Annotated in this window: 14 protein-coding genes; 6 read left to right on the plus strand and 8 right to left on the minus strand. The window is 68.5% G+C overall.

Features of this window, described 5'->3' with window-relative positions:
• Positions 1–60: 60 nt before the first annotated feature.
• The 4 genes from KAK88_RS14905 to KAK88_RS14920 all read left to right on the plus strand — a co-directional run bounded on the left by KAK88_RS14905 (position 61) and on the right by KAK88_RS14920 (position 3,911).
• On the plus strand, positions 61–570 hold the full coding sequence (locus KAK88_RS14905) for a SixA phosphatase family protein (protein WP_242077228.1): 510 nt from the start codon (positions 61–63) through the stop codon (positions 568–570).
• Complete coding sequence (locus KAK88_RS14910; RefSeq protein ID WP_242077229.1) at positions 567–911, plus strand: DUF952 domain-containing protein; 345 nt, start codon at positions 567–569, stop codon at positions 909–911. The genes KAK88_RS14905 and KAK88_RS14910 overlap by 4 nt, the downstream gene beginning before the upstream one ends.
• The gene (locus KAK88_RS14915; RefSeq protein WP_242077230.1) at positions 908–1,954 is read left to right on the plus strand and encodes a quinone-dependent dihydroorotate dehydrogenase; all 1,047 of its coding nucleotides are present in this window, start codon (positions 908–910) and stop codon (positions 1,952–1,954) included. Before KAK88_RS14910 ends, KAK88_RS14915 begins: the two co-directional genes overlap by 4 nt.
• A 70-nt stretch (positions 1,955–2,024) precedes the next feature.
• The gene (locus tag KAK88_RS14920) at positions 2,025–3,911 is read left to right on the plus strand and encodes an ATP-binding protein (RefSeq protein ID WP_242077231.1); all 1,887 of its coding nucleotides are present in this window, start codon (positions 2,025–2,027) and stop codon (positions 3,909–3,911) included.
• Here KAK88_RS14920 and KAK88_RS14925 read toward each other — a convergent pair.
• Together KAK88_RS14925 and KAK88_RS14930 are read right to left on the minus strand one after the other, a co-directional pair.
• Positions 3,887–4,276, minus strand: a complete 390-nt coding sequence (locus KAK88_RS14925; RefSeq protein ID WP_242078613.1) for a very short patch repair endonuclease — start codon at positions 4,274–4,276, stop codon at positions 3,887–3,889. The two genes, KAK88_RS14920 and KAK88_RS14925, sit on opposite strands and share 25 nt — an antisense overlap.
• A 90-nt stretch (positions 4,277–4,366) precedes the next feature.
• The gene (locus KAK88_RS14930; RefSeq protein WP_242077232.1) at positions 4,367–4,852 is read right to left on the minus strand and encodes a peroxiredoxin; all 486 of its coding nucleotides are present in this window, start codon (positions 4,850–4,852) and stop codon (positions 4,367–4,369) included.
• Between the two features lie 129 nt (positions 4,853–4,981).
• On the opposite strand from KAK88_RS14930, the gene KAK88_RS14935 reads away from it, so the two are divergent.
• Complete coding sequence (locus KAK88_RS14935; protein ID WP_137722333.1) at positions 4,982–5,551, plus strand: YqgE/AlgH family protein; 570 nt, start codon at positions 4,982–4,984, stop codon at positions 5,549–5,551.
• Between the two features lie 23 nt (positions 5,552–5,574).
• Here the strand turns inward: KAK88_RS14935 and KAK88_RS14940 are convergent, their stop codons facing one another.
• From KAK88_RS14940 to KAK88_RS14960, 5 genes are all read right to left on the minus strand, one after another.
• A complete protein-coding gene (locus tag KAK88_RS14940) occupies positions 5,575–6,429 on the minus strand; it encodes an outer membrane protein (RefSeq protein WP_242077233.1) in 855 nt (284 codons plus the stop codon).
• Between the two features lie 141 nt (positions 6,430–6,570).
• Entirely contained in the window at positions 6,571–8,271 is a 1,701-nt protein-coding gene (locus KAK88_RS14945) for a bifunctional protein-serine/threonine kinase/phosphatase (protein WP_242077234.1), read from the minus strand.
• 42 nt (positions 8,272–8,313) lie between these two features.
• Positions 8,314–9,096, minus strand: coding sequence for a sulfite exporter TauE/SafE family protein (locus KAK88_RS14950; RefSeq protein WP_242077235.1), 783 nt, complete (start codon positions 9,094–9,096; stop codon positions 8,314–8,316).
• Positions 9,097–9,100: 4 nt separating this feature from the next.
• Positions 9,101–9,649 (minus strand): rhodanese family protein, encoded by a 549-nt coding sequence (locus KAK88_RS14955; protein ID WP_242077236.1) that lies wholly within the window; start codon positions 9,647–9,649, stop codon positions 9,101–9,103.
• Positions 9,650–9,654: 5 nt separating this feature from the next.
• The gene (locus KAK88_RS14960; RefSeq protein ID WP_017505741.1) at positions 9,655–9,987 is read right to left on the minus strand and encodes an ArsR/SmtB family transcription factor; all 333 of its coding nucleotides are present in this window, start codon (positions 9,985–9,987) and stop codon (positions 9,655–9,657) included.
• Between the two features lie 71 nt (positions 9,988–10,058).
• Between KAK88_RS14960 and KAK88_RS14965 the strand changes: the two genes are divergently transcribed.
• Positions 10,059–10,925, plus strand: coding sequence for an MBL fold metallo-hydrolase (locus tag KAK88_RS14965; RefSeq protein WP_242077237.1), 867 nt, complete (start codon positions 10,059–10,061; stop codon positions 10,923–10,925).
• A 3-nt stretch (positions 10,926–10,928) separates the two neighbouring features.
• Here KAK88_RS14965 and KAK88_RS14970 read toward each other — a convergent pair whose 3' ends face one another.
• Positions 10,929–12,596 carry a putative bifunctional diguanylate cyclase/phosphodiesterase gene (locus tag KAK88_RS14970; protein ID WP_045809768.1) on the minus strand — a complete coding sequence of 556 codons (1,668 nt, stop codon included), beginning with the start codon at positions 12,594–12,596 and terminating at the stop codon, positions 10,929–10,931.
• Between the last annotated feature and the right edge of the window lie 21 nt (positions 12,597–12,617).

The following is a 12,617-nucleotide window of genomic DNA, read 5'->3' on the forward strand; positions in this document are numbered from 1 at the left end:
CGGCGAGTTGACCGTCGCCCCATCTGGCGGGCCGGGCGAAACCGCCTTATGGCGAAGGCCATGCACCGACTGATCCTGATGCGGCACGCCCAGGCCGAAGCCTCCGCCCCCTCCGGCGGCGACGAGGCCCGTCCCCTGTCCGCCGCCGGCCGCGCCGAGGCTCTACTGATGGGGCGCGCCCTGGCCGAGCGGGGCCTGAAGCCGGACCTGGCCCTGGTGTCCACCGCCGTGCGCACCCGCCAGACCTGGGAGCAGATGCACGACGCCTTCGGCGATGTCGAAGTCCGCGACGAGGACTCCCTCTACAACGCCCCCTCCGATGTGATCCGCCGCTTCGTCGAGGCCAGCGAGGACGAGGCCGGCTGCCTGCTGATCCTGGCCCACAATCCGGGCATCCACGTGCTGGCCGCCGAATATCTGATCGAAAGCGCCGCCTCGCCGGCGGTGGTGGACAAGCTGTCGGCCGGCTTCCCGACCGGCGCGGCGGCCCTGTTCAGCGTCGATGTCGCGGGGCGCTGCACCTACGAAGGCTTCCTGACGCCGCGCTCGCTGGGCGCGCCCTCGGCATGACAGACATCGCCTACAAAATCGTCGACGCCGCCGAATGGCGCGCCGCCGTCGCCGAGGGCCGCTACGACGGCGCGCCCGTCGATCTGGCCGACGGCTACATCCATATGTCGACCGAGGCGCAACTGGCCGAGACCGCGCGGCGGCATTTCCCCGGGCGCGGAGACCTGCTGCTCCTGACCGTCGATCTCAGCCGGTTCGACGACGACCTGATCTGGGAGCCGTCGCGCGGCGGCGATCTGTTCCCGCATCTCTACGCCCCCCTGCCCGTCGCCGCCGTCACGGCCTCGCGCGCCTTCTCGGTCACGGCCGACGGCGAGATGGCGTTCGAGGACGACGCATGAGCCTGGCTGACGTGGGCGCCGCCCTGCTGCGTCGGCTAGACCCGGAGCAGGCGCACCAGCTGGCGATCAAGGGTCTGGCCCTCGCCCCCCTGCCCGCGCCGGCCGCCGACGATCCGATCCTGAGAACACAACTGGCGGGACTGGACCTGCCCAATCCGGTCGGCCTGGCGGCGGGTCTGGATAAGAACGGCGAGGCCCTGCGCGGCCTGTCGAGGCTCGGCTTCGGCTTCGTCGAATGCGGCTCGGTCACGCCCCGGCCGCAGCCCGGCAATCCCAAACCCCGCCTGTTCCGCCTCAGCGAAGACCGGGCCATTATCAACCGGATGGGGTTCAACAACGCCGGGCTGGACGCCTTCGCCGCGCGGCTGGACCAGCGCCCGACGGGCGTCGTGGTCGGCGCCAATCTGGGAGCGAACAAGGACACCGAGGACAAGGCGGCTGACTATGTCGCCGGTCTGCAACGCCTCGCCGGCCGCGCTTCCTATTTCACCGTCAACATCTCCTCGCCCAATACGCCCGGCCTGCGGGCCCTTCAGGGCCGCGAGCAGTTAGACGACCTGCTGGGCCGCATCGACGCCGCCCGTCCCGTCGCCGCGCCTGACCGCGTACCCGTCTTCCTGAAGATCGCCCCGGACCTGATCGCCGATGAGATCGGCATGATCGTCGAGGCGTCTCTGGCCCACCGGATCGACGGCCTGATCGTGTCCAACACCACGCTGGAACGGCCCGAAACCCTGCGCTCGCCGGACGCCCACGAGACGGGCGGCCTGTCCGGCGCGCCCATCCGTCCGTTTGCGGAAAAGGCCCTGCGCGCGGCGGCCGAGGCGGCGGCCGGTCGTCTGCCCCTGATCGCCGTCGGCGGCATCGACAGCGGGGCCGAGGCCTATGCCCGCATCCGCTTGGGCGCTTCGGCGGTCCAGATCTATTCCGCCCTGATCTATGAAGGCCCCGGCCTGGTCGCCCGCATCAAGCGTGATCTGGCCGCCCGCCTGCGCGCCGACGGCTTTTCCACAACAGCCGAGGCGGTCGGCGCGCCCCGTTGACGGAGCGTTAGTGTCGATAGGCCTAGGGTGACCGATGCGAGCGATCTGCGTTCGTCATTCGAGGGCCTGAATGAAATCGACCGCCGTCGATATCGCTGAAAGCAGCTGGACCGCCGCCGTTCGCCAGCGCTCGGGTGCGGCGGTGCAACGGGTCGTGGCGGCGGCGGCTGTCGCCTTGGTCGTGACCCCGATGGTCGGGGTGCGGTTCACCGTGGGCTGGGTCGTCCTGTATATGGCGGTCCAGGCCATGGAGGTGGTCGTCTATCGACCGATCCTGAAAGGTACCGACGAGCTTTCCAGCGGCCGAAAGCTGGCCGTCCTGACCGTCGTTGCGGTCAGTTCCTCCGTCTTCGCCGCCCTATCGCTGGTGATGTGGAAGATCGGCGGCGCAATTGGCGGCGTCAGCGCAGCCCTGATGCTGAGCGCCTGCATGTTGACGGCGATGCTGAATGCAAACCGCTGTCAGGCCGTGATGATCGCCGGCCTTGCCCCTCAGACCGGCTTCCTGCTGGCTACGCCGGTCTTCGTTTACGCCCTCGACGCCCCCGGCCCGCTGGTCATGTCGGCGGCCGCTGCAGTCGTGCTGTTCACCTTCTATGTCGCCATCACCGGCCAGCGCATGGTCGAGGCCAGCGCCAACGTCGTGCGCGCCCATGCCTCGGCCGAGGCATCACGCCTCAACGCCGAGCGCAGTCTGGCCGACCACACTACCTTCCTGGCCGCCATCGGACACGACCTGCGCACCCCGATCGGCGCGATCCTGGCCGGCGCCGCCGAGCTGCGCGCGCCCGACGCCCAGTCGCGCAACAGCGCCAATCTGATCACCGACGCCGGCCTGATGATGAAGGCCCTACTGGACGACCTGCTGGACCACACCCGGATCGGCGCCGGACGGATGACGGTCGAGGCCAAGGATTTCGACCTGCGGCAAATGCTGGCTCAGACGCTGATGCTTTGGCGCGGCGTCGCCGACGCCAAGGGGCTGAAGCTGCGTATCGAAGGCGCGTCGGCCATGCCGCGCCACGTCAAGGGCGACGTCATGCGCATCCGTCAGGTGCTGAACAACCTGATGTCGAACGCCATGAAGTTCACCGAGAAAGGCCAGATCACCCTGCGGGTCCGGGCCTGGCCCGAGGAGCCGTCGGGATACGCCCTGCTGTTCGAGATCGTCGATACGGGCCCGGGCATGACGACCGATCAACTGGCCCGGCTGTTCACCCCGTTCGACCAGACCGCCGACGGCGTCTCCGCCCGCTATGGCGGGTCGGGCCTGGGGCTGGCGATCAGTCGCAATCTGATCGATTTGATGGGCGGCCGGCTGACGGTTCGCAGCGCGCCGGGCCAAGGCTCGCGCTTCACCGTCTCCCTGATCCTGCCGCGCGGCGACGAGGCAGTTCAGATCGTCGAGGTCGTCGATGAAAGCCGCCTGGACATCGCCCGCTCGCTGACGCCCACAGTCGCGTCCACGCCCCAGCCCGCGCCTGTCGCTCCTTCGCCTGAGCCTGAGCCTGAGGCGGTCGTCGCGACGCCTGCGGTCGCCGACGAGACCGAAGACCAGCCGCTGCGTCTGCTGGTCGTGGACGATCACGACATCAACCGCCGCGCGGTCCAGCTGATCCTGCAGCCGCTCGGCTGCGAGATCACCACCGCCGCCGACGGCATGATCGCGCTGGAACGCTGTCAGGAGGCGGTGTTCGACGTCATCTTCATGGATGTGCGGATGCCCGAGCTGGACGGGCGCGAGACGACGCGACGTCTGCGCGCCGGCGGCGGACCCAACGCCGCCACCCCGGTCGTCGCCGTCACCGCCGACACCGCGCCCGAGGACGTCGCGGCCTGTCAGGCGGCCGGCATGGCCTATTTCGTCTCCAAGCCCCTGACGCCGCCCGCCCTGATCGGCGCCTTGCAGCACGTCCTGAACGACACCGCCGCTCAGGTCGCGACCGAGGCCGCCTGACCCTGCACCGTCGCAATCAGGCGCGCGGCGAAATTAGGCTGTTTCATCTCGCATTCCCAGACCACGACCACGCGCCAGCCTGACCCCGCCAGCGCCGTCACGGCGGCGGTGTCGCGCGCGCGGTTGCGGTCAATCTTGGCGATCCAGTAATCGGCGTTGGTCTTGGGCTGGCGTGATCCACGGGCGCAATCATGGCCGTGCCAGAAGCAGCCGTGGACGAACAGGGCGACCTTGCGGCCCTTCATCACCACATCCGGGCGGCCCGGCAGACCCATGCCGCCCAGTCGATATCCGATCCCGGCCGCACGCAGGATCCTGCGCACGGCCAGTTCCGGCGACGTGTCCCGCGCCTTCACGCGACGCATCACGGCGCTGCGCTTCTCCGGGCTGAACACATCCGAGTTCACGATCAATCCACGCTCAAGTAGCGAAGCGGTAGCGTGGATTGATCCAATTTAGAGCTGCGCCAGCAGATGCTCGGCCGAGGACACCTTGAACTCGCCGCCCTGTTCAATGTTCAGCTGCTCGACCACCCCGTCCCTGACCAGCATGGAATAGCGCTGCGAACGTTCGCCCAGGCCGAAGCCCGAGCCGTCCAGCACCAGACCAAGGGCGCGGGTCAGTTCCCCGTTGCCGTCGGCCAGCATGACGATGCTGTCGTCGGTGATGCCCTGGCTCTCGCCCCAGGCCTTCATGACGAAGGCGTCGTTGACTGAGATGCATGCGACTGTGTCAACGCCCTTGCCCTGAATGTCGGCCAGGTGATCCTTGAAGCCCGGCAGGTGGCGCGCCGAGCAGGTGGGAGTGAAGGCGCCGGGCACGGCGAACAGAGCCACGGTCTTGCCGGCGAAGACGTCGTCGGTGCTGACGGGCTTGGGGCCCTCGGCGGTCGCTTGGGCGAGGGTTGCGTTCGGGATGCGATCGCCGATCTGGATGGTCATGTCTGTCTCGCTGAGGTTTGAGGCCGGCGCGTTTGAACGGCCGTGTGCGACACATAGACACCACGGGCGACACCGCAAGCGCCGGTTCGGCTTGCTTGCGCCGCTTTCCGGACGGATGATGCCAGGATCATGAGCCAAGCCTCCACCCTGACCGGCCGACTGCTGGTCGCCATGCCCGGGATCGACGACGCCCGGTTCGAGCACGCCGTCATCCTGATCTGCGCGCACGGGCCGGATCACGCCATGGGCCTGCGGCTGGATCGACCAGCGCCGGGCGTGGATCTGAAGACGGTTCTGGACAAGCTGGACGCGCCGGCGCCGGATCAGTCCATCGGTCGCGCGGTCCTGATGGGCGGACCGGTCGAGCGCGAGCGCGGCTTCGTGCTGCATACCGACGACTGGACGGTGGGCGACGACACCCTGGCCTTCGGCGACGGTCTGGCGATGACCGGCACGCGCGAGGCGCTGGCCGCCATGACCGACGAGATCGCCGGTCCGCGCCGCTCGGCCCTGCTGCTGGGCTATGCCGGCTGGGGCGAGGGGCAGTTGGAGGAAGAGCTGGCCGACAACGTCTGGCTGACCGCCGACGCCGATCTGGACCTGATTTTCGACGGCGAACACACGTCGAAATGGACGCGCGCCCTCGCCCAGCTGGGCGTGGACGCGGCCATGCTGTCGAGCCAGGGCGGCCGGGCCTGAAGCCAGACCGCCCCGCTTGAGGCTTAGAAGCGGTAGTTCATGCCGATGCGGAACATGTGCGTTCCGAACTTGCCGTTGCTGCGGATCATGTCGGTGCCCGTGGTGTTCGGAGCCGAGATGAAAGGGTTGCCGGGAGGTGTCGTGCCGGTGTTGCCGACGCGGATGACCGGGCTGTCGACGTCCAGCGAGGTGTAGAGGTATTCGCCGTTGACCGTCAGGCCGCGACCCAGGGCGTATTCCACGCCGCCGCCGGCCTGCCAGCCGTCGCCGTCATCGCCTTCGCTGGTTTCGGTGAAGCTGTTGGCCTGGTTCGAGGTGCGGAACTTGTTTTCGAACTTGCCGTAGGCGTAGCCGCCGGTGCCGTAGATGAGGGCCGGGCCATAGGCGTAGCCCAGCTTCAGGCGGGCGGCTGCGGTGCTCTCCAGCTCACGCGTGAAGGTGTAGAAGGCCGGGGTGGTCGAGAAGCCGGTCACCGAATCCTGGACATTGTTGACGCTGTATTCCGCCAGGGCGCCGACGACGAAGTTGCCGAACTGCATGTCGTAACCGGCGCGAACGCCCGCTTCGACGCCGTCGTTGTCGTCACGGCAGCCCGTGGTGGGAACGGTGCTGGTCGCCGTTCCGCCGCAGAAGCCGGGGGTGAAGGCGTTTATTCCAACAGTGGCGGGGGCGACGGGCGTGGTCGTGACCTGATCGCCGTAGCGGCCATCCAGATTGCGGTCGAAACCGAGGTTTTCGTCGCCGTCGTCGTTCGACTGGTTGTAGCCGCCGAAGATGCCGATGTAGGGGCCGGACCAGTCGGGGGCGACGGACTGGGCCAGGGCGGGGGTGGAAACCATGGCCAGGGCCAGGGCGCTGGAGGCGAGGGTCTTGATCATTTGGGGGAGGCTTTCGTGCCGAGAAGTGCGGGCGCGACATCCCCGCTCGCCGTCACAAAAGCCGAACCCGGCCACAGGTTCCCAAGCTTTTGCCCCGCCAAATGTCGCACATCCGATCGCTGAGGTTGAGCGTATGGGCGGCTAGCGCGTCGCCATCGACACCAGAAACGCGATCAGCAGGACCAGGCTGACGCCCTGCCAGAATCGCACCGGATCGCGCTCGATCAGGGACAGCTGGCGCGGCGGCGGAGCGGCGACAGCGCTGCCGGTTTCCAGCACATGGATCAGTTCCTCGACATCCTCGAACCGCTCGTTCGGATCGACGGCGACGGCGCGCATGATGGCCGCTTCAAGCCAGGCGGGCATATCCGGCCGGTGTCGCGTCGGCGGCGCAGGCGCCCGTTCAAAGCGCGGCGCATCGGCCGGATCCACCTCGCCCCACGGATAGGTGCGCGTGAACAGGCGATACAGCGTCACCCCCAGGGCGAACTGATCCGTGGCGGCGTTACCGCTCTCGCCCGCATACATTTCCGGCGCCTTGTAGCCGGCGGTGCCCGGCGCCTCGGCCTCGGCGAACTCCTCGGCCAGCCGCAGGCGTGCGACGCCCAGGTCGACCAGTTTCAGCCCGCCCTGTGTCTCCAGGATCACATTGTCCGGCTTGATGTCGCGGTGCGTCACCCCTGCCCGGTGCAGGGCCGAAACCGCGCGCGCCAGGCGCAGCGCAACGCCGATCCCGTCGGCGATCTCGAACGGCCCCTCCTGCGCCAGCCGCGCATGCAGGGTCTGACCGGCATGGAAGGGTTGGGCGATATAGAGCCGGCTCTGCCGACCAGCATCCAGGCTCAGCACCTTGCCGACAAAGGGGCTGTCGATGCGCCGCCCGATGAAGGCTTCGCGCAGAAAGGCGGTGCGCGCGCCGCGCTCGGACACCACGGCGGGCTTGGGAAACTTCAGCACCACCATGCCCGCGTCGCCCAGCGTATCCTTCGCCAGAAACAGGGTCGTATAGCGCCCGTCCGCCACGATCCGCTGAAGCGCGAAGCCGTCGACATTATCGCCCACGGCGGGCGGCGGCAGGATGGCCAGCCCTTCCGCCTCGGCCGTGATCGCTTCCCAGTCGGGCGCGCCGGTGCGGACCACGTCGATGACGATAGCGGTGGCGTTGTCGCGCGGCCCCGTCGCCTCGACCTCCGCCAGGATCGCCATGGCGTCCGCATCGGGCGAGCTGCGCCGTCCCAACAGGCCTGCGATCGCCGCATCGGCCAGCACCCCATGCACCCCGTCGGTGGTCAGCAGCAGCCGGTCGTGCGGCTCCAGCCGTACTTGCCGGACGTCCAGCTTCACATCCGCCTCGATGCCGACGGCGCGGTACAGCACATTGCTGAGCCCCTGCTGGGCCCGCGTGTGATCTTCCGTCAGCCGCGTCAGCACCCCGTCGCGGAAATGCCAGGCCCGGCTGTCGCCCACATGAAGCGCCGTCGCCTCGCGCCCGCGCAGGATCAGGGCCGTGAAGGTCGTCGCCGCCCCCTCCATCGCCGGATCGATCCGCCCGCGCGAATGGAGCCATCGGTTAAACCCCCTCAGCGCCTTGATGCCGTTAGCCGCGATACCGTTCAGCGGGTTCTGATCCAGATAGCCGTCGATGAAGCTGCGCGTCGTCAGCTCCGCCGCCATCCGCCCGGCCTTGGATCCCGACACCCCATCGGCGATGACCGCCACGACTCCATGCTCGCGCTGCTCGGCCGCCGTGCCGATGTGGACGCCGCCAAAATCCTGATTGTCCGCCTTGGGCCCCTGCAAGGTCGCAAAGCCGGCGGCGATCTCCAGTCTGGCGTCGGTCATGGGCGGAACTGTCGTCGAAAGACGGCCCGCTGAACAGAGGTCTCAGAGCGCCAGGATCGCGCGCACCGCGACATAGGCGGCGACCACCAGGATCAGGCCCGCAAATAGGATGCGCCCAAGCCGGGCATTCGATCCCAGCCGACGCGCCAGCGGCAGGCCTGCCGCCGTCCCGGCGACGCCACCGACCGCCATGGCGGCGACCAGGCTCGGATCGACCCAGCCCGACAGCGCATAGTTGCCCGCCGTCGTCGCGCCGAACGCGGCCACGCTGAGCAAAGACGTCGCCTGTGCGGTCGCCAGGCTCATGCCCGTCGACGCCATCAGGCCGGGCACGATCAGAAAGCCGCCACCGATGCCGAAGAAGCCTGCGGCCGAGCCGACGCCGGCGCCCGCCATGCCGACACGCGGCGACATCGACCAGTTCAGCCGGGGCTCGGCCCGCGCGACCACCGCTTTGGGGCGCAACATCGACACGCCCACCGCCGCCATGGCCACGGCGAAGATCAGCAACAGCTGATGGCCGTCGATCCTCTTGGCCAGGGACGATCCGAACCAGGCTCCGGCCGCGCCCGTGATGGCGAACAGGGTGGCGCAGGGCCAGCGCACCCGCCCTGCCCTGGCGTGACCGGCCAGCGCCGTCACGGCGTTCAGCGCCACACCCGCCGCCGACACGCCGATGGCGACATGGGGATCGGCGACGCCGACGACATAAAGCAGCAGCGGCACGGCCAGAACCGACCCGCCGCCGCCGAACACGGTCAGCAGCAGGGCGACGACGCCGCCGCTGAAGGCGGTCAGGACCAGCGGGGTCAGTTCCGTCGTCATCGGTTTATGCCGCTCTTGTCATGGGCCGGGTCGCGGCTCTGTTCCAGGGCATCACGGCCAGCAGCCGCGCCATGCCGCAAAAGCCCGTTGCGCCCGCGAGGAACAGACCCGCGCCGACAAAGGCCGACAGACCCCAGAAGGCCGGATGCACCAGCAGCCCCAGCGCCGCGCCGATCAGGATCAGACCGCCCGCGACCATCTGCACCTGACGCATCAGTTCGATCGGTTTGGAGCGGTCGGCGTGGGTGGCCAAGCCCTGCGCCTTCCACGCGTCCAGCCCGCCCTCCAGAACAAAGGCTTGGCCCGTCGTCTTGGCCGCCAGACGGTCGCAATTGACGCCCGTCCGATTGCCGGTTCGGCAAGTGAAGATGACGTCGCGCCCGTTGGCGCTTACGGGCATGAAGGCGTCAAAGGCCGACAGCGGCGCATGGACGGCGCCGACGACATGTTCTCTGGCGAACTCATCCGGCTCGCGAATGTCGACCAGCACGGCTGTGTTCTGCTTCAGCCGGCGCGAAACCTCAGCGGGGGAGAGGGGGGTCAGGACGCTCATGGGGATCATGCCTTTTCGGAAGAAACAGGGGGACAATAGATTTCGGCCAGCACGGCGATGACCTTCAGGACGGCCGGATCGGCGATGCGGTAGAAGATGGTCGTGCCGTCTCGACGGGTGCTCACCAGCGCCTCGTCGCGCAGCTTGGCCAGGTGCTGGGACAGGGCCGATTGCGACAGGCCGACCTGGGGCAGCAGTTGGCCTACGGACATCTCGCCCTCGCCCAACTGACACAGGATCATCAGCCGCTTCTCGTTGGACAGCGCGCGCAGCAACGCCGCCGCCTCGCCAGCGCTGGCCTGGAAACGCTCAAGTCCGATGGTCTGAAGGTCGATCATGGGGCGCAATATATGCGCACTTGCTAAATAAGCAATGCCTAATATATTGGATTGCGAAAGGAGCGTCCTCCATGACCCAATCCCCCGACGTCCGCGGCTTTTTCGATCCCGCGACCCACACCGTCACCTATCTGGTCAGCGACCCCGCGACGGGTCACGCGGCGATCATCGACCCCGTCCTGGACTTCGACGCGCCCTCGGCCCGCACGTCGACGCGGTCGATCGACGCCGTCATGGCGGCGCTGCGGTCGGAGGGGCTGAAACTGGCTCTGGTGCTCGAAACCCACGCCCATGCCGACCACTTGACGGCGGCGGCGCACCTGCGTGCGACGACGGGCGTGTCGATCGGCATCGGCGGGCGGATCACCCAGGTTCAGTCCACCTTCGGTCCCCTGTTCGGCGCCGACGATGTGCGCCCGGACGGCGCCGTTTTCGATCATCTCTATGCGGACGGCGACGCCTTCGCCCTGGGCGATCTGAAGGTCGAGGTGATCCACACGCCCGGCCACACCCCCGCCTGTGTCAGCTATCGGATCGGCGATGCGGTCTTCACCGGCGACACCCTGTTCATGCCCGACTATGGCACGGCGCGAACGGACTTTCCCGGCGGCGACGCCCGAACCCTGTATCGCTCGATCCAGCGCCTTCTGACCCTGCCGGTCAAAACCCGCATCTTCGTCGGCCACGATTACCTGCCCCAGGGCCGCAGCGACTACCGGTTCGAGACCACTGTGGCCGAACAGCGCGCGCACAATATCCACATCGGCGGCGGCGTATCGGAAGACGCCTTCGTCGCCATGCGCGAGGCCCGCGACGCCACCCTGGGCGCGCCGCAACTGATCCTGCCCTCGCTTCAGGTCAACATCCGCGCCGGCGAGCTGCCGCCCCCCGACACTAACGGCCAGCGCTACCTGCGCCTGCCGCTAAACGCGATCTAAGCTCTAAGCCGACCGCTGTTTCAACGGCGCGGTCCCATCAGCCAGGCTCTCGGCCAGATAGACCTCGGCCTCCTGCGCCGGCAGGGCGGGGGCATAGCCGAAGCCCTGGCCGTAGTGGCATTGGGCGTCCAACAGCAGGCGGGCTAGTTCGGCGTTTTCCACGCCCTCGGCAACGACTTCCAGCGACAGGTCGCGGCCCAGATTGACCACCGACTTGACGATCTTGGCCGAGCCTTCGTCCTTGTTCATCGTCAGCACGAAATAGCGGTCGATCTTCAACGTATCGAACGGCAGGCGCGCCAGATAGGAAAGCGACGAGAAGCCGGTGCCGAAGTCGTCCAGCGCCAGCGAGGCCCCGACGTCCTTCAGCGACTGGAGCACCTCGGCGGCGCGCGCGGTGTCGCGCATGATGTCGCCCTCGGTGACTTCCAGCTTCAGCGCGCCCTTGGGCAGGCCCGTCTCCTTGATGATGCGCGCCACATCCTCGCACAGGTGCGGACGTTCGATCTCGCCGACCGACAGATTGACGCTGCAGAACAGCTTGCCGGCCAGCGGATGGCGCTCGATCCATTCGGCCAGCTGACGCGCCGACTGGGTCATCATCAGCAAGCCCAGGTCGTTCATCATGCCCAGGTCGGCGGTCAGGCCCAGGAACTCGTCCGGCGGCACCAGACCCCGGCGCGGGTGACGCCAGCGCGCCAAAGCCTCGAAACCGGCGACGGCCCCGGTGTTCAGGTTCACGATGGGCTGGAAGAAGGGCACGATCTCGCCGCGCACGAAGGCGTTCCTCAGATCCGCCTCCAGCGCCAGACGGCTCAGGCTGTCGCTTTCCAGCGCCCGGCCATAGGCGGCCGATCCGCCGCGCCCGGCGCCCTTGGCCGATTCGACCGCCAGCTCAACCCGGCGCAGCAGTTCGGCGGCGTCGGGCGCATCCGGCCCGCCCTCCACCATCACCGCCCCGATCGAGACGGTCGGATAGATGTCGAAGCCCGCGACCCGCAGCGGCTGTTCCAGCGCGTCTCGAACGCGGTAGCTGGTGTGGGAGGCGGTCTTGGGCACGATGATGGCGAACTCGTCCTCGCCGATCCGCGCGGCCGAGGCGTCCTTATTGAAGGCGGCGGCCAGACGCGAGCCCAGGGCCGACAGCACCAGGTCGGTCCGCTCATGCCCCAGCGCCTCGTTCAGGCGCCGAAGCCGGTCGACGTCGCCGACCACGATCTCGTATTCGCCGGGCTGGGTCAGCACCTCGCTGACGCGGGCCAGGAAGGCGCGACGATCCAGCAGGCCCGTCAGCGTATCGCGGTCCGATCCGGCGAACTTGGTCTCCAGCGCCACGACGCCGGCGGCGCGCAGGCCGTCCTCCAGCCAGACGCCGCGCCACAGACAGGTCTCGGACCCGCGCATCCGCAGACGCACGGCGATCTCGGCGCCCTCGTCCTGGGGTTTGAGCATCCGCTCGGCCAGGCTGCGATCCTGCGGCATGGCCAGGGCGACGAATCCGGCGGCCGTGCATTCCGGCGCCAGCGGTCCCAGGCCCAGCGATCGCGTCGCGCCGGTGAAGCGCAGTTCATCCGCCGCGGGCGTCCAGACCCACAGGGCCGTTTCGGCGGCGGCCAGCGCCTCGATGGCGGTCGTGGCGTCCCAGGCCAGCGATCGGGATCGTGGTGTCACGCGTCTCGCCCTTCCAGACGG

The sequence above is a fragment of the Brevundimonas diminuta genome (assembly GCF_022654015.1).
Classification (GTDB): Bacteria; Pseudomonadota; Alphaproteobacteria; order Caulobacterales; family Caulobacteraceae; genus Brevundimonas; species Brevundimonas diminuta_C.